Origin of the sequence: Prauserella marina (assembly GCF_002240355.1) — a bacterium.
Taxonomy (GTDB): domain Bacteria; phylum Actinomycetota; class Actinomycetes; order Mycobacteriales; family Pseudonocardiaceae; genus Prauserella_A; species Prauserella_A marina.
In genome coordinates, this window is sequence record NZ_CP016353.1 from 5,077,671 (window position 1) to 5,092,914 (window position 15,244).

A 15,244-nucleotide genomic window follows, 5' to 3' on the forward strand; every position below is an offset into this window, starting at 1 on the left:
CTCCCCCACGATCACCGCGGACGGGGTCCGGCGAACCCGGCCCTCGATGCGTACCCCGCCCGGACGAGCGCGCGGACAGGCCCCGACCGCTCGCCGGCCAGACCTCCCCCGAGCCTTCGTTCTGCGAGAACCGACATGTCATTCCACGACCTTCCACCACGGCGAATACTGACGCTGAGCCGCCTTCCACTGGCGGGACACGAACTGTTCCACTCACACGACGTGGACGAGATCCGCGCGCTGATGACGAAAGTGCTTTGCGAGCACCGGCTCCAGCTCGCGGGACGCGAACGCAAGGTCAATGCCCGCATGCATTCGCGACCACTCGACAAGTCCGTGCTCAACTACGTCGACTACGGCTGCGATGTGATCGTCGACCCTGGGCTGACCTCGTCGTTCCTCGTCGTGCAAGCACATCTCGACGGGCAGGGCATCGTCCAATGCGGGCGCGAGGAGATGTGGTCGGGGCCGGGCCACGTCGCGGTCACGACGCCGACCGAGAACCTGCACATGCGACTGTCCGCGGCGAGCAAACTGATCGTCGTCCGCATCGAATGGGCCACCATCGAGGCGATACTCGGCGAGCAGATCGGCTGCGAACCGATCAAGCCACTCCGGTTCGACCTCGACATGGACACCACGAAAGGCAACGCGAAAGCCTGGTTCGCCTCGTTGCTGTACTTCATCAACAACGTCGGTTCCAATGGCGGGCTCTTCGCCCATTCGCACATCGCGCTGCCCATGGAGCGACAGCTCATCACCGGTCTGCTGCGAGCCCAGCACAACACCTACAGCACATTGCTCGGCGAGGAAGGACCCCGAGTGCCCAGCAGGACGGTCCAGGCCGCCGTCGACATCATCCAGGCCGACCCTCGGTTTCCCCACGACACCGGTTCACTCGCCAGGGTCGCCGGAGTGAGCTCCCGGGCGCTCCAGAGCGCGTTCCGCAGGGACCTCGACATGACTCCGATGGAGTACCTGCGAGGGGTGCGCCTGCGGAGGGTGAGAGCCGACCTGATCGCGGCGACCCGCGAAAGCACCACGGTGGCCACTGTCGCGCGGAACTGGGCATTCGGCCATCTCGGCCGGTTCGCGGGTTTCTACCAGCAAGGGTTCGGCGAGACCCCCTCGCACACCCTGCGACGGTGAGCCGTGCGGTGCCGCGAGTCGTGCGTGTGCCCGCGAGTCCCGCGCTCGCGACGGCGAGATCCGCGTTCAGGACGGCGAGATCCGCGTTCAGGAAGTCGACGGCGGCGGGTGCGGTGACCCAGGCAGCCAGGCGTGACACCGGGCCGCACGGACGCGGAACTCGCCGACCGGGACGCGGAACTCACCGGTCCGAGCGCGGAACTCGGCGACCTGGGTGCAGAACTCGGCGACCGGACTCAGTCGCGCTGGGTGACGAAGGTTCCCTTCGACTTGAGGGTCTGCACGAGTCCCCTGTCCCGCAGGATCTGCGTCGCCTTGCGGACCGTGTCCAGCGCGACGCCGTACTCCTCCGACAACGCCCGCTCACCCGGTAGCCTGCTACCCGGCGCCCAGTCCCCGCGCTCGATGAAACCGGCAAGATGGTCCGCGAGGAGCACGTACTCGTACCCGGTCTTGTTCCCGGGGTTGTACTTCTTCTTGTCAGGACCGCTCATAACCGAACCTTAGAACGGCCCTGAGCTGCACAAAGATGCAGGACGCGGAGTAGCGCGCTACTCCGCCACGCTCCGCGTCACCCTCGAATCGCCACCCAGGACACCCCGCGCCGGGACCGCCGCTCAGTGTCGCGATTGGACTCACGGGCCCATCGGTAGGGTCGTCGGCATGGCGACCATGGTGACGTTTCACGCCCATCCCGACGACGAGTGCATCGCCTGCGGCGGGGTCATGCGCATGGCATACGAACAAGGTCACCGCGTGGTGCTCGTCGTGGCGACCCGTGGCGAACACGGCGAGGTACCCGACGGTTTCCTCGCCGAGGACGAGCCGCTGTGGCAACGCAGGGTCGCCGAGACGACGGCGGCCGCCGACATTCTCGGCGCGTCACGCGTCGAATTCCTCGGCTACGTCGACAGCGGCATGATGGGCACCCCGGCCAACGAGGCTCCCGGCTCGTTCTGGACCGCGTCGGTCGAGGAAGCGGCCGGCAAGCTCGCCGCGATTCTCCGCGAGGAATCCGCTGACGTACTGACCTGCTACGACGACAATGGCGGCTACGGCCATCCCGACCACATCCAGGTGCACAGGGTCGGCATGCGGGCCGCCGAACTCGCCGGAACCCCGAGGGTCTACCAGAACACGATCAACCGCGACCACATGGCGAGGGGAAGGGCGCTGGCCACCGCAGCGGCGGGCGGAGCCGAGACCGACCTTCCCGACATCGAGAACGATCCCGGTTTCGGGAAGCCGGAATCGGAGATCACCTCGGCCGTCGACGTGACCGCGCACCTCGCCGCGAAACGGAAGGCGATGCGGGCGCACGCGAGTCAGATCAGCGAGGACTCGTTCTTCCTTTCGCTGCCTGACGAGGCATTCGCCTACGCGTTCGGCACCGAGTGGTTCATCCGCTCGGGGCAGGGCCCCGGCATCACCGAAACCGACCTGATGGCCGGGTTGCCGACATCGTGAGCGTCGCGATCGCGCTGTTCACCCGCGACCTCAGAGTGCACGACAACCCGGTACTGCACGCGGCGGCCAGGGCAGCACAGCGGGTCGTCCCGCTCTTCGTGCTGGACACCGGGATCACCTCGGGCGCCTTCAACCGGCCGAACAGGGCGGCTTTTCTCGCCGACTGTCTCGCCGACCTCGATCACGGCCTGCGGGAGCGGGGCGCCGCGCTGGTGATCAGGAGAGGCCATGTCGCCGCCGAGGTGTGCCGCCTCGCCGGGGAACTGGACGCGGACGAGATCCACGTCGCCGCCGACGTGAGCGGTTACGCGGCGCGAAGGGAAGCCGCGCTCAGGAAAGCGCTGGCGCCCCGCGCGTTGTTCGTGCACGACGCGACGATCACCGTGGTGCCTCCCGCGGCGGTGAGCCCGGCAGGCAAGGACCACTTCGCCGTGTTCACGCCCTACTTCCGCAGGTGGCTTGAGGCGCCGAAACGCAAGGTACTGCGCGCGCCGTCCTCGCTGCGGCTGCCCGATGTGGACACCGGTGAGCTGCCGGGAAGACCGGACATCGCCACCGGCGAGATCGCACCGGAACTGCCCCAGGGCGGCGAGCGCGAGGCGAGACGGCTGCTGCGGTCCTGGCTCGCCGACGTCGGCGACTATCCCGCGCTGCACGACGACCTCGCCGCCGACGGAACCTCCCGGCTGTCGCCGCACCTGCACTTCGGCTCGCTCTCGCCGACGGAGCTAGTGAGCAAGACAGCGAAGAGCACCGACTTCGTGCGCCAGGTCGCCTGGCGCGACTTCCACCACCAGGTGCTCGCGGCCAACCCGGCCGCCGCTCTGCACGACTACCGGACCAAACACGACCGCTGGCGGCGGTCGGCGAAAGACCTGCGGGCCTGGCGGGAAGGCCGCACCGGCTACCCCATCGTCGACGCGGGAATGCGGCAGTTACTGCGCGAAGGCTGGATGCACAACAGGGCTCGGCTCATCGTCGGCAGTTTCCTGTGCAAGACGCTGTACCTCGACTGGCGGCTCGGCGCGCGCCACTTCACCGACCTGCTCGTCGACGCCGACGTCGCCAACAACCAGCTCAATTGGCAGTGGGTCGCGGGAACGGGAACGGACAGCAGGCCCAACCGCGTGCTCAACCCGCTGCGGCAGGCGCTGCGCTACGACCCGGACGGCGATTACGTGCGGCGCTACGTTCCCGAACTCGCCGGTGTCGCCGGGGCCGCCGTGCACGAACCGTGGCGGTTGCCTGCCGAACAACGTGCCGGACTCGACTACCCGCCGCCGATGGTGGACCTCCCCTCGGGCGCCGCCAGGTTCCGCGAGGCTCGCGGTATCTGACCGCCGAGGGTGGAATCATGGGCGGATGCCGACCGATCCGCCACGCAGGCTCATCGATCCCGAGCGGGTCGAGGCGGCCGTGAAAGGGCTTGGTGACAGGGAAAGCGTGTCGCGGTGGGCCGACCGGTTCTCCGTCATCGCCGATCCCTCGCGGCTCAGTCTGCTCGTATGCATCCACTACGCGGGCGAAATCTGCGTCTCCGATCTCGCCTCGGCCGTCGGCATGAGCGACACGGCCGTCTCACAGGCGCTGCGACTGCTGAGAGCACACGGTCTGGTGAGCGCGCACCGCAACGGCCGGGTCGTGTACTACCGGCTGACCGACGCCACGATGCACGAGTTGATCCACCACGTGCGGCCACACCCGGTCCCGGAATGACAAGGGCCGCGGCGTTCGCGTTGTGCCGGGTTCACCGTGGTTCTACCGTGGAGCGATGAGGCCACGGGTTCTGGTCGCTGGTGTGGGCAATGTCGCGCTCGGTGATGATGGCTTCGGCGTCGAGGTGGTACAGCGCCTCGAAGGGGAAGCACTTCCCGATTGGGTACAGATCGCCGACTACGGGGTCGGCGGCGCCGGACACGGACGCATCGACGGCGACCTGGTCGGCGGTTACGACACGACCATCCTCGTCGACGCCACACCGCGTGGACGGCAGGGAGGCAGCCTCTGTGTGCTGGAGGTCGAGCTCGGCGATCATCCCGACGGGGTACCGGCCCTGCTCGCCTCACACGGAATCCGGCCGGAGGGGGCGCTGCGGCTGCTTCAGCTCCTCGGCGGTGACGCGGGAAGGGTGCTCGTCGTCTGCTGCGAGCCGGTCAAGACAACGGGCGTCGGGTTGAGCAGGGAGGCGGCCGGTGCCGCCGAGGACGCGCTGCGGATCGTCACCGATCTGGTGTGGGGCAACGATCCGGAGATCTCGGTGACCCGGCTGCTCACGACACCGGACGACCTAGTCGATCCGGAAGCCCCACGGCAGTTCGAGCCGGTGCGCGGCCAGTAGCGCGGTGTCGCCGAGCAGGTCGGCCGTCGGACCGTCCGCGACCACTTTCCCCTCGTCGATGAGCACGCCGCGCGGGCAGAGTTGCAGTGCGAACGGCAGATCGTGGCTGACCATAAGCATCGCGCGATTCAGCGTGAGCAGCAGTTCGGCCAGTTCCCTTCGCGCGACGGGTTCCAGGTTCGCGGACGGTTCGTCGAGCACGAGGATGTCGGGGTCGCACGCGAGTACGGTTGCCAGCGCGACCCTGCGCCGCTGACCTCCGGAAAGGTGCAGCGGAGACCGTTCGGCGTGTTCGGTCATGGCGACGGCGGCGAGCGCGGCGGCGACCTTGCCCGCGACTTCCGGTTCCGGGACACCGAAGTTGCGGGGCCCGAACGCGACGTCCTCGGCGACGGTCGGCATGAACAGCTGGTCGTCGGGATCCTGGAAGACGACACCCACCCTTCGCCGGATCTCCCTGAGGTTGCGCTTGGTCACCCCGAGACCGGCGACCTCGATCAGTCCTTCCCCTCCGCCGAGCACCCCGTTGAGGTGCAATACCAGCGTGCTCTTGCCGGCTCCGTTCGGGCCGAGCAGCGCGACACGCTCACCGTGCTCGACCCGCAGATCGATGCCCGCGAGCGCGCGTCTGCCGTCCGGGTACCCGAACGAAACGTCCTTCACCAGCAAGGCGGGTGTCATACCGTCCACAATGCACACCCTCCGGCAGCTGCCATCACGAGCGCGGGAGTCAACCCGGCGAGCCAGCTCGATCCGCCAGCACGAGCGGCAGGCGGCATCGGCATGGTTCCGGTCCACCCGCGAGCCAGCATGGCGAGGTGCACCCGTTCGCCGCGCTCGAAACTGCGCAGAAACAACGTGCCCATTCCCCGAGCGGTCGCACCGGCCTGCCACAGGAAACGGGGATCGTGTCCCCTGCACAGCCGAGCCTGCCGCATTCTCCTCGCCTCGGCCGCGATGACCTCGACATAGCGCAACATCAGGCTCGCGATCGTGGTGAGCAGTACCGGGACCCGCAGCCGCTGAAGACCGACGATGAGGTCGCGAGGGTGGGTGGTCGCGGCCAGCGTCAGCGAGATCAGCACTCCCAGCGTCCCTTTCACGACGATGTTCCAGCCCGCGAGCAGGCCGTCGACGGAAAGCGGGATTCCGAGTACCGCGACTCGCTCGCCGCCACCGGTGAACGGCAACAGCAACGCGAGCACCACGAACGGAAGCTCGATGAGCGCCCTGCGCGCGAACCAGCCCAACGGCACCGTCGCCACCGTCCACACGATCAGCAGCACGAGGGCGTCGACGCCGAAGGCCCAGAACGCGGTTCGCGGCGTGGCCACGACGCACAGCACCGCGAGGAAAGCGGCGACGATCTTGATTTCGGGTCGTGCCCTGTGCACGGCCGAGTCGCCGTGCCGGTACAGCACGCTGTTCATGGGCTCTTCCGCTGGCCGTCCTCGCCGGAGGAAGCCCTCCCGCGCAGCAGGCGGAACAACCCGTAGGCGAGCGCGAGGGTCGCCAGCACTCCGGCCACACCCGCGATTCCGGTCAGCGCGTCGTTGCCGCCGACCGTGTAGTCGGCGAGCGGAGAGCCCGCGAGCCCGTGCTCGGTGGCGTGCTGGGCCGGACACGAACCACGCAGTTCACCGGCGACCTCGGTGCAGCCCCGCTGGGTCACCGAGTCGAGTCCGTCGGGATCACCGTCGGCCGCGTAGGAGAGCGCACCGGCGATCACCAGTGCCACGAGCGCGAAACCGACGAAGAACCAGGCGCCTTTCGCGCGTGTGGTACTCACGGGATCACTCCCTCTCGTTGCTCCCTTCTCGCCCGGAGGACGTACACGAGATCGGGCCGGACCGAGGCGACGGCGCCCACCGTGACCCCGGTGATGAGCCCCTCCCCGATGCCGATCAGGACGTGGACACCGAGCAGGGCGGCAGCGAAACCACCGAGTGACACCGCGCCCTGCCCGCCGATCGCGTACTCCACGACGAATCCCGCCGCCGCGAACACCGTGTTCACGAGCGCGGCGACGAACGAAACGGCGGCGAGCCCGCCACGCGAGCGCATCGCGACGCGGCGAAGCGCGACGGCGACGGCGTAGCCCGCGGCCGTCCCGATCAGCGCCATGTTGGTGATGTTGACGCCGAGCGCGGTGAGCCCGCCGTCGGCGAACAGCAACGCCTGCACGACGAGCACGATGCTCACGCACAACGCACCGGTGGCCGGACCGACGAGTATCGCGGCGAGCGCACCGCCGAGCAGGTGCCCGCTGACCCCTGGCAGCACCGGAAAGTTGATCATCTGGACGGCGAAGACGAAGGCGGCGACCAGTCCGGCGAGCGGGACCGTGCGCTCGTCGAGTTCCCTGCGGGCCCTGATCGCGGCGCCGGTCAGTCCCACCGCGGCGACGGCGCCGAAGAGCAGCGAAGCCGGAGCGTCGAGCACACCGTCGCTGGCGTGCATGGCGAGCGTGGTCATGAGCACCCTCCGCGAGCGCGGTCGGTTACCTGATCAGCTTTTCAACCGCTCAGATGTTAGACATGGCGACGCCGGAAAACCACCGCTAGCGTGAGCGACATGATCGGGCTGCCCGAGGGGATCACCGCGTGCCTTTTCGACCTCGACGGGGTCCTGACCAGCACGGCGGCACAGCATCTGCGAGCGTGGACCCGGACATTCGACGCGTTCCTGCGCGAAAGAGCCCAGCGAACAGGCAGCACGTTCGAGCCGTTTCGCGAACAGGACTACGTGGCCTATGTGGACGGCAGACCCCGGCTCGACGGTGTGCGCGGCTTTCTCGCGTCACGTGACATCGACGTGCCCGAAGGAGCCCCCGGCGATTCACTCGCCGACGGCACGGTGCACGGCATCGGCAACCACAAGAATGAACTCGTGCTACGCCTCATCACCGAGGAAGGGGTGACTCCCTATCCCGGTTCGGTGCGCTACCTGGAAGCCGCGGCGGAGGCGGGGGTCGCGATCGCGGTCGTCACCTCGTCGGCCAACGCGCGCGGCGTGCTCGACGCCGCGGACCTCAGCCGGTTCGCGACGGCACTCGTCGACGGCAACGTCATCAGCGAGCAACACCTCACGGGCAAACCGGCACCGGACTCCTTTCTCGCAGGCGCCGCCCGGCTCGGCGTTCCACCGGAGCGCGCAGCCGTGTTCGAGGACGCGCTCGCCGGGGTCGAGGCCGGCAGGGCGGGCCGCTTCGGTTTCGTCGTCGGCGTCGACAGGGCACACCAGGCGAGGGCGTTGCGCGAACACGGTGCGGACGTCGTCGTGACCGACCTCGCCGAACTGCTGGAGGTGCAGGCATGACCGGGCTCGAACGCGGCTACGAATGCTCGCCGTGGGAACTGCGCTGGCAGGGACTCGCCGTCGACCAATTGCAGCGCACCGAATCGACGTTCGCGTTGTCCAACGGGCACATCGGCATGCGGGGAACGCTGGAGGACGCCGAGCCGAGGGGACTACCCGGCACCTATCTCAACGGTTTCTACGAGGAGCACGGCCTGCCCTACGCCGAGGCGGGTTACGGCTACCCCGAGGCAGGTCAGACGGTCGTCAACGTCACCGACGGCAAGGTCATCCGGCTGCTTGTCGAGGACGAACCGCTCGACATGCGTTACGGGCACGCGACGGAACACCACAGGGTGCTCGATTTCCGCTCCGGAACTCTGCGCAGGGAAACGGATTGGACGTCGCCGACGGGACGGCGGGTTCGCGTCAGCACCGAGCGGCTCGTCTCCTTCACCCAGCGCGCGGTCGCGGCCATCCGCTACCAGGTCGAACCGCTCGACGGCGAGGTGCAGCTCGTCATCCAGTCCGACCTGCTCGCCAACGAACCCATCGAACCCGACACGGGCGATCCCAGGGTGGCCGCCGCGCTGGAAGCACCGCTGGAAAGCGAGTTCGCGACGGCGGAAGGCTACCGCGCCGTACTGGTGCACCGCACGAAACGCTCGGGACTGCGCATCGCCGCCGCGATGGACCATCAGGTCGAGACCAATGACGGATTGCGTACCGACATCAGCACCGAGACCGATCTCGCGCGGCTGACGATCGCGGTCGACGTGCCGAAGGGCCAGAAGATCACGCTTACCAAGTTTCTCGGCTACGGCTGGTCGGCGCAGCGCTCCATTCCCGCGCTGCGGGCCCAGGTCGAGGCCGCGCTCGCCGGGGCACTACAGACCGGCTGGTCGGGGCTGGTCGCCGAGCAGCGCAGCTTCCTCGACGACTTCTGGGCCGCCGCCGACGTCGAGATCGAGGGCGACCCCGAACTACAGCAGGCCATCCGGTTCGCGTTGTTCCACGTACTGCAAGCGGGAGCACGCGGGGAGAGCAGGGCCATCCCCGGCAAGGGCTTGACCGGCCCCGGCTACGACGGGCACGCCTTCTGGGACACCGAGTCGTTCGTCCTTCCCGTACTGACCTACACCTTGCCCGACGCGGCACGCGACGCGCTGCGCTGGCGACACACCACAGTGGACAAAGCGAAGGAAAGGGCGGAACAGCTCGGGCTCCGTGGCGCCGCTTTTCCGTGGCGCTCCATCAACGGCGCCGAATGTTCGGCGTACTGGCCTGCCGGTACGGCGGCCTTCCACGTCAACGCCGACATCGCCGACGCGGTCGCGCGCTACCTCGCGGCGACCGGCGACGAGGAATTCGAACGCGACCACGGCACCGAACTGCTGCTGGAGACGGCGCGGCTGTGGATGTCGCTCGGCCATCACGACCCGCACGGCGGGTTCCGGATCGACGGCGTCACCGGTCCCGACGAGTATTCGGCCGTCGTCGACAACAACGTCTACACAAACCTGATGGCGCAACGAAATCTCAGGGAGGCGGCGGCTTCCTGCGACCGCTACCCCGACGTCGCCGCCGCGTTCGGAGTCACCCCTGCGGAGATCGGGGCGTGGCGGGAAGCCGCCCGTACCATCCGCATCCCCTACGACAGCCTGCTGGAAGTCCATCCGCAGTCGGAAAAGTTCACCGAGCACGACCGGTGGGACTTCGAGGGAACACCAGAGGACAACTACCCGCTGCTGCTCAACTACCCCTACTTCGACCTCTACCGCAAACAGGTGGTCAAACAGGCCGACCTCGTGCTCGCCATGCACCTGAGGGGCGACGCGTTCTCACTGGAACAGAAACACCGCAATTTCACGTACTACGAACAGCTCACCGTGCGGGATTCCTCCCTGTCGGCGGGCACACAGGCCGTGCTCGCCGCGGAGTGCGGGCACCTCGAACTCGCCTACGACTACCTCGCCGAAGCCGCCCTTACCGATCTGCACGACCTGCACAACAACGTGCGCAACGGGTTGCACATGGCCTCGCTAGCCGGTGCCTGGCTCGCCACCGTCGCCGGTTTCGGCGGGATGCGCGACCACGGAGGACAACTCACCTTCCGGCCCCGGCTGCCGTCCGCGCTCCGCCGCATCACGTTTCACCTGTGCTTCAAGGGTTCCCAATTCGCCGTCGACGTCGAGCAGGACAAGGCGGGTTACCGGTTGATCAGAGGCGAACCCATCACCATCGCGCACTACGACGAGCCGGTGACGCTGGCGACCGAACCGGCGATCCTGTCCATCCCGGAGATTCCGCCAGCCGAACGGCCGAGTCAGCCCGCGGGAAGGGCACCCATCCGCAGGGCGGGCTATGTTCCCCGCGCTAATCCGGTGGCTCGGTCGCACCGGCGTCCGGATTGACATCCTCGCCGGGGTTGACCTCGATCTCGTCCTTGTTCGGGGGCTCCGGTACGTCGTCGCTGCCGCCGGGCATTCCGTGTCCCGGCGGAGCGGGCACGTCGGGCGACAACGGGCCGGTCTGCTCGTCGGAGTCTCGCTCGTGCTTACGCATATCCCGACCTCTACTCCTGTACGGGCCGGTTGTCACACCGGCTGGCAGCGCGGGCACCACACGGTGGCCCTTCCACCGATCCTGGCGTGGCTGAGCACCGTACCGCAACGCGGGCAATGCCCCGACGGCTCGTTCCTGTGCCCGGTGAGCCAGGACGGCCTCGGCGGCACCCTGCCGACTCGAATTCCCTGACGCAGTACCGAAACCATCGCCGCGTGCACCCGCGTGACGTCGCCTCTGCCGAGCCGGTCGGCACGCTCGCGAGGATGGAGCCTCGCCCGCCACAGGATCTCGTCGCCAAGCAGGTTGCCGAGTCCCGCGACGACCGCCTGATCGGTCAGCGTCGCCTTCACCCCGCCGCGCGAGCGGGACAGCAGCTTGCCCAGCTCGTCGCGAGAGAGCAGGCACGCGTCCGGCCCGAGTCCGGCCAGTTCCCCGTGGTCCCGTGGCTCCCGCTCCAGCCACAAGCCCTTGAGCTTGCGCAGGTCGCGGTAACGCAGTTCCCCCGAGTCGAAGCCGAACACCACACGGTCGTAGCGGTGCGCGGGCGCGTCGTGTTCGGTCCACACGAGCTCGCCGGTCATGCCGAAATGAAACAGCAGGGTTTGCCGGTCACCGTCGATTCCGGCGATCAACCACTTCCCGTGCCGCCGAGGTTCGGCGAACCGGTTGCCGCTCAAGGCTTCGCGCAGGCCCGTCGCGTCGGTACCGTGCAGCACCTGGCGGTCGAGCACGTCGACCTTCCTGATCGTGGCACCCTTCGCGTGCTCGGCGAGCACCCGCCGAAAACCTTCCACATCAGGCAGTTCCGGCATGACGGATCACGCGACCGAAAGAGAAGGCCAGTACCGCTCGGGAGAATCCTGCAACGACAACAACAAGCCGTGAGTCGTCGACCATGGACAGATCACCGCGGAGCCACCGAAAACCGTCAGCAGGGCCTCGGCGACAACGGCTCCGGCGAGCGCCTGCCTCGATCGCGACCGGGAAATGCCGGGAAGTTCCGCACGCCTCGACACGGGAAGCATGGCGAGCCGGGGAATCCACTTACGCAGATCCTCCACCCGCAGGTCCTTGGCCGCGCCCTCCCTGTTCGGCCGCGCACCGGCGAGCCTCGCGAGCTGGCGCAGCACCTTCGAGCAGCCGACGGTGCGAAAACCCCTCAGCCGGGGCGCCGCGTCGTCCAGCGCGCCGCCGACCCGCTCCAGCGCGTGTTCCCTCAGCGCGGCGATCCGCTGTTCTGAGGGAATGTCAGTGTTGAGCCAGGTACGGGTCATCTCCCTCGCGCCGAGCCGCAACGAGCGCGCGAACGAGGCATGCTCACCGTGCCCGGCGGCGAGTTCCACCGTCCCGCCACCGATGTCGAGTACCGCGAGCGGGCCCGCCGAGGCGCCGTACCATCTCCTCGCGGCGAGATAGGACAGTTCCGCCTCCCGCTTGCCGGAAAGGAAACGCAGTTCGACGCCCGTTTCCTTGCGGACGCGTTTGACGACCTGACTCGCGTTGCGCGCGTCCCTGATCGACGAGGTGGCCAGTGGGAAGACCTTGGTGACGCCGAGTTCGCGGATGAGCCCGCCTGCCGTGTCGACGGCTTCGACGATCGCGTCGACGCCTTCACCGCCGAGCTTGCCCGACGCGTCGAGCGTCCTGTCGAGTCGCAGCCGGGTCTTGTGACTGAAGACAGGGTCGAGTAGCGAACCGCCCTGTCGTACGACCAGTAGCCGGGCGCTGAAACACCCGACGTCCAGCACACCGACCGTCGCGGCTCTGCTTGTCACACTGTTGGCGCTTGCCACGCTTACCACCGAAACCTCCACGTCTGCCGCTGGGCTCAACTCTTCCCACGGCACGCGGCGAATAACGACTGTATAACCCAGATGAGTGACATTTAACCGTGTGTCGGTCCTCGACGTAACAACATATCGTGCTCGCGGCGATCAGCAAGCATCAGAACTTCGTCGAGGGAAGAGCCCCGGAGGCAGGCCGGAACAGGGCCGACGGGTGGAGGGGACGAGTGATGAGCGGAATTCACGGTCGGCGCCGCACAGGCGGCGACCGCCGATGGCTGTGACCAGTCGCACACGCAGGCCGGAGGCGGGGAGGCTCGGGATCGCGGTCGCGGGCGTCATCGTCACGCTGGTCGCCGTCGTGACCGGTACGTCGCTGATCTCGCGAGGGGACGACGTGACCGGGCTGGCCAGCGGACCTTCGCAGGCGGGGACCGGAAGCGCGGGAACCGGAAACGACAGCGTGCGCAAGTCGCTGACCGGCCCGGTGCCCCGGGCCCACGCTCCGTTGCCACGCGCGCTGCCGGGCAGGATGGCCATCCCCTCGCTCGGGCTGACGACAGGGGCCCTCATCGAACTCGGCCGCACGCCGAGCGGTGTCACCGAGGTTCCCGGTACCGCGCACTCGGCGGGCTGGCTCGGCGAGACGGTCACGCCAGGTGAGCGCGGTGCAGCCGTCGTCACGGGGCACGACGATTTCGCCTACGAACGGGGCGTGTTCCACCGGCTCGGCGACCTGCGCCCCGGCGACACGATCACCGTCAACAGGGCCGACGGTACGGGCGCCGTCTTCACCGTCTACCGGGTCGATCGCCTGCCAGCCGACTCCGGTCTCGCCGTCGCCACCCGCTACACCTCCTACCCCGAGCTGCGGCTGCTGACGACCTCCGGCGAGTTCGACGACTCCACCTCGGCCGACAAGGAGGCCGTGCTGGCGTTCGCGAGGCTGACCTCGGTCACCGGGCAGTCGCTGTAGCCACCCGTTCGACCCAGTCGCCGACGACGTCGCCGAGCACCGACAACGGCAACGCGCCGCCGCCGAGAACGAGGTCGTGGAAAGCCTTGATGTCGAACTCGGGACCGAGCCTCCGCCGAGCCTCGGCCCGCAACCGCTGGATCTCCAGCCTGCCCACCATGTAGGACAGCGCCTGGCCCGGGTAGCCGATGTAGCGGTCGACCTCGGCGACGATCTCCACGTCGGGCATCGGGGTCGCATTCCGGAGGAAGTCGATGGCCTGCTGCCTGCTCCAGCCCTTCGCATGCAGGCCCGTGTCGACCACGAGCCTTCCGGCGCGCATCGAGTCCATGCTCAGCATTCCGAGCAGGGCGATGTCGTCGGAATAGAGCCCCATCTCGTGGGCGAGGCGTTCCGAGTAGAGCCCCCAGCCCTCCGCGTAGGCGTTGAACCCGCCGAGCCTGCGCAGCAACGGCAACTCGGTGAGGTTCAGCGCGGCGCTGAGCTGGAAGTGGTGCCCGGGAATCGCCTCATGGAAAGCGGTCACCTCTGCCGCGTGCCGGAACCGCTCCGTGACCTCGTAGGTGTTGGCGAAGTAGGTACCAGGCCGCGAACCGTCGGTCGAGGGAAGGAGGTAGTAAGCGGCCGGTGCTCCCGGCGCCTCGGCCGAGGGGATCGGCTCGACGACCCACGGTTGCGGGGGAATCGTGCCGAACCAGTCCGGCGCCGCCCGCTCCGCCCTCGTGATCGCGGACCGCGCGGTGTCGAGCAGCTCCTCCGCGCTGCCCCATCGCAATGCGGGATCGGTACGCAGCCGGTGGAAGATCTCCGGCAGTTCCCGCGTGCCGAACACCTTCTCGCCGAGTACCGCGTACTCGTCCGCGAGCTGCTCGATCAGTTCGAGACCGGTGGCGTGCAGGTCCTCGGGGTCGCGATCGGTTGTCGTGTGCACGCGGGCCAGCGCCGCGTAGACCCGCTCGCCGTCCGGCAGGTGGCACACGCCCGGCCGCTCCTCCGGCCTCCCGTGCGGTGCGATCTCGTTGGCGAGCGCGTCCCGGTACTCGGCATAGGCGGGATGCACGACGTCGGCGAGCAGCCTTGTCCTTCGCTCGGCGAAGGAGGCATCCGGCGCCTGCTGCCGCAACAGCGGATCGTTGCCGGGGTCGGCGAGATACCTGTCGATGAAGCTCACGGCGGCGCGCACGAGGTGAGCGACCGGCAGCCGCCCCGCCGCGACACCGGCCCTGTGCCGACCGAGGACCTCACGCAGATATTCCGGAATCGCGGCCAGCCGTTCGAGATGCGCTTCGCCCTGTGCCGAGTCGGCGACCGAGATCATCGGCACGATGGTCAGCAGGTTCGCGGCAGGCGAGATGAAGAGATCGCTGATCGTGAACTCGACGCTCCGGGTGTCGTACTGATCGATGTGGCCCTGTGCCGCGCTGATCAGCACGTCGCGCGTGACCCGCTCCTGGTCGCCGAGCCCCTGGCTTTCGATGGCCTTGGCGCGGGCGAGTATGCGTTCGAACGCCGCGCGGTGCTCGCGCTCCGCGTCCTCACTCACCTGCCCGAGGCCGGTGCGCAGCGGGTCGAGACCGAGCACGGCCGGCGAAAGCGGATCGATGTCAAAGAGCAGCTCGACGTACTCGTCGGCGAGCGCGGCGACAGCGGTCATGGCCGCAGCAT

General features: G+C 68.3%; 17 protein-coding genes. 8 read left to right on the forward strand and 9 right to left on the reverse strand.

Translation table 11 applies throughout. The features are described 5' to 3' along the window. The first annotated feature begins 135 nt into the window (after positions 1–135). The gene (locus tag BAY61_RS23275) at positions 136–1,149 is read left to right on the forward strand and encodes an AraC family transcriptional regulator (RefSeq protein WP_091807762.1); all 1,014 of its coding nucleotides are present in this window, start codon (positions 136–138) and stop codon (positions 1,147–1,149) included. A gap of 236 nt (positions 1,150–1,385) precedes the next feature. Here the strand turns inward: BAY61_RS23275 and BAY61_RS23280 are convergent, their stop codons facing one another. Continuing rightward, entirely contained in the window at positions 1,386–1,643 is a 258-nt protein-coding gene (locus BAY61_RS23280; RefSeq protein WP_091807764.1) for a GntR family transcriptional regulator, read from the reverse strand. 169 nt (positions 1,644–1,812) lie between these two features. Here BAY61_RS23280 and BAY61_RS23285 point away from each other — a divergent pair, with 169 nt between their 5' ends. The 4 genes from BAY61_RS23285 to BAY61_RS23300 are packed head-to-tail and all read left to right on the forward strand — an operon-like array spanning position 1,813 to position 4,954. Beyond that, positions 1,813–2,616, forward strand: a complete 804-nt coding sequence (locus tag BAY61_RS23285; protein WP_091807766.1) for a PIG-L family deacetylase — start codon at positions 1,813–1,815, stop codon at positions 2,614–2,616. Then, positions 2,613–3,953: a cryptochrome/photolyase family protein gene (locus tag BAY61_RS23290; RefSeq protein ID WP_091807768.1), complete on the forward strand. Its 1,341-nt coding sequence runs from the start codon at positions 2,613–2,615 to the stop codon at positions 3,951–3,953. The genes BAY61_RS23285 and BAY61_RS23290 overlap by 4 nt, the downstream gene beginning before the upstream one ends. Before the next feature lie 25 nt (positions 3,954–3,978). Then, a complete protein-coding gene (locus BAY61_RS23295; protein WP_091807770.1) occupies positions 3,979–4,332 on the forward strand; it encodes an ArsR/SmtB family transcription factor in 354 nt (117 codons plus the stop codon). A 55-nt stretch (positions 4,333–4,387) separates the two neighbouring features. Continuing rightward, the gene (locus BAY61_RS23300) at positions 4,388–4,954 is read left to right on the forward strand and encodes a hydrogenase maturation protease (RefSeq protein ID WP_091807772.1); all 567 of its coding nucleotides are present in this window, start codon (positions 4,388–4,390) and stop codon (positions 4,952–4,954) included. On the opposite strand, the gene BAY61_RS23305 is transcribed toward BAY61_RS23300, so the two are convergent. The 4 genes from BAY61_RS23305 to BAY61_RS23320 are packed head-to-tail and all read right to left on the reverse strand — an operon-like array spanning position 4,904 to position 7,429. Further along, on the reverse strand, positions 4,904–5,635 hold the full coding sequence (locus BAY61_RS23305; RefSeq protein WP_091807773.1) for an energy-coupling factor ABC transporter ATP-binding protein: 732 nt from the start codon (positions 5,633–5,635) through the stop codon (positions 4,904–4,906). The two genes, BAY61_RS23300 and BAY61_RS23305, sit on opposite strands and share 51 nt — an antisense overlap. After that, a complete protein-coding gene (gene cbiQ, locus BAY61_RS23310) occupies positions 5,632–6,384 on the reverse strand; it encodes a cobalt ECF transporter T component CbiQ (RefSeq protein WP_091807776.1) in 753 nt (250 codons plus the stop codon). The genes BAY61_RS23305 and cbiQ overlap by 4 nt, the downstream gene beginning before the upstream one ends. Then, positions 6,381–6,743 (reverse strand): PDGLE domain-containing protein, encoded by a 363-nt coding sequence (locus BAY61_RS23315; protein WP_091807778.1) that lies wholly within the window; start codon positions 6,741–6,743, stop codon positions 6,381–6,383. The genes cbiQ and BAY61_RS23315 overlap by 4 nt, the downstream gene beginning before the upstream one ends. Further along, on the reverse strand, positions 6,740–7,429 hold the full coding sequence (locus tag BAY61_RS23320) for an energy-coupling factor ABC transporter permease (RefSeq protein ID WP_176879802.1): 690 nt from the start codon (positions 7,427–7,429) through the stop codon (positions 6,740–6,742). Before BAY61_RS23320 ends, BAY61_RS23315 begins: the two co-directional genes overlap by 4 nt. Before the next feature lie 99 nt (positions 7,430–7,528). On the opposite strand from BAY61_RS23320, the gene BAY61_RS23325 reads away from it, so the two are divergent. Together BAY61_RS23325 and BAY61_RS23330 are read left to right on the forward strand one after the other, a co-directional pair. Then, positions 7,529–8,272, forward strand: coding sequence for a beta-phosphoglucomutase family hydrolase (locus BAY61_RS23325; RefSeq protein ID WP_091807779.1), 744 nt, complete (start codon positions 7,529–7,531; stop codon positions 8,270–8,272). Further along, on the forward strand, positions 8,269–10,665 hold the full coding sequence (locus tag BAY61_RS23330; RefSeq protein WP_091807781.1) for a glycoside hydrolase family 65 protein: 2,397 nt from the start codon (positions 8,269–8,271) through the stop codon (positions 10,663–10,665). Before BAY61_RS23325 ends, BAY61_RS23330 begins: the two co-directional genes overlap by 4 nt. On the opposite strand, the gene BAY61_RS23335 is transcribed toward BAY61_RS23330, so the two are convergent. Genes BAY61_RS23335 through BAY61_RS23345 form a run of 3 tightly spaced genes read right to left on the reverse strand, consistent with a single transcriptional unit; the run spans position 10,628 to position 12,612 of the window. Continuing rightward, a complete protein-coding gene (locus tag BAY61_RS23335; protein WP_091807783.1) occupies positions 10,628–10,816 on the reverse strand; it encodes a hypothetical protein in 189 nt (62 codons plus the stop codon). The two genes, BAY61_RS23330 and BAY61_RS23335, sit on opposite strands and share 38 nt — an antisense overlap. A gap of 32 nt (positions 10,817–10,848) precedes the next feature. After that, positions 10,849–11,631, reverse strand: a complete 783-nt coding sequence (locus BAY61_RS23340; RefSeq protein WP_091807785.1) for an Fpg/Nei family DNA glycosylase — start codon at positions 11,629–11,631, stop codon at positions 10,849–10,851. Between the two features lie 6 nt (positions 11,632–11,637). Further along, entirely contained in the window at positions 11,638–12,612 is a 975-nt protein-coding gene (locus BAY61_RS23345) for a Ppx/GppA phosphatase family protein (protein WP_245865365.1), read from the reverse strand. Between the two features lie 265 nt (positions 12,613–12,877). Between BAY61_RS23345 and BAY61_RS23350 the strand changes: the two genes are divergently transcribed. Then, complete coding sequence (locus BAY61_RS23350) at positions 12,878–13,579, forward strand: sortase domain-containing protein (protein WP_091807789.1); 702 nt, start codon at positions 12,878–12,880, stop codon at positions 13,577–13,579. Here the strand turns inward: BAY61_RS23350 and BAY61_RS23355 are convergent. Continuing rightward, entirely contained in the window at positions 13,560–15,233 is a 1,674-nt protein-coding gene (locus BAY61_RS23355; RefSeq protein WP_091807791.1) for a DUF885 domain-containing protein, read from the reverse strand. The genes BAY61_RS23350 and BAY61_RS23355 overlap by 20 nt on opposite strands. Positions 15,234–15,244: the final 11 nt, after the last annotated feature.

Excerpts from the sequence above, each read along its gene's own strand:
- BAY61_RS23275 (WP_091807762.1), top strand. The coding sequence starts at position 136 with ATGTCATTCCACGACCTTCCACCACGGCGAATACTGACGCTGAGCCGC.
- BAY61_RS23280 (WP_091807764.1), bottom strand. The coding sequence starts at position 1,643 with ATGAGCGGTCCTGACAAGAAGAAGTACAACCCCGGGAACAAGACCGGG.
- BAY61_RS23285 (WP_091807766.1), top strand. The coding sequence starts at position 1,813 with ATGGCGACCATGGTGACGTTTCACGCCCATCCCGACGACGAGTGCATC.
- BAY61_RS23295 (WP_091807770.1), top strand. The coding sequence starts at position 3,979 with ATGCCGACCGATCCGCCACGCAGGCTCATCGATCCCGAGCGGGTCGAG.
- BAY61_RS23300 (WP_091807772.1), top strand. The coding sequence starts at position 4,388 with ATGAGGCCACGGGTTCTGGTCGCTGGTGTGGGCAATGTCGCGCTCGGT.
- BAY61_RS23305 (WP_091807773.1), bottom strand. The coding sequence starts at position 5,635 with ATGACACCCGCCTTGCTGGTGAAGGACGTTTCGTTCGGGTACCCGGAC.
- cbiQ (WP_091807776.1), bottom strand. The coding sequence starts at position 6,384 with ATGAACAGCGTGCTGTACCGGCACGGCGACTCGGCCGTGCACAGGGCA.
- BAY61_RS23320 (WP_176879802.1), bottom strand. The coding sequence starts at position 7,429 with ATGACCACGCTCGCCATGCACGCCAGCGACGGTGTGCTCGACGCTCCG.
- BAY61_RS23325 (WP_091807779.1), top strand. The coding sequence starts at position 7,529 with ATGATCGGGCTGCCCGAGGGGATCACCGCGTGCCTTTTCGACCTCGAC.
- BAY61_RS23330 (WP_091807781.1), top strand. The coding sequence starts at position 8,269 with ATGACCGGGCTCGAACGCGGCTACGAATGCTCGCCGTGGGAACTGCGC.
- BAY61_RS23335 (WP_091807783.1), bottom strand. The coding sequence starts at position 10,816 with ATGCGTAAGCACGAGCGAGACTCCGACGAGCAGACCGGCCCGTTGTCG.
- BAY61_RS23340 (WP_091807785.1), bottom strand. The coding sequence starts at position 11,631 with ATGCCGGAACTGCCTGATGTGGAAGGTTTTCGGCGGGTGCTCGCCGAG.
- BAY61_RS23350 (WP_091807789.1), top strand. The coding sequence starts at position 12,878 with ATGGCTGTGACCAGTCGCACACGCAGGCCGGAGGCGGGGAGGCTCGGG.
- BAY61_RS23355 (WP_091807791.1), bottom strand. The coding sequence starts at position 15,233 with ATGACCGCTGTCGCCGCGCTCGCCGACGAGTACGTCGAGCTGCTCTTT.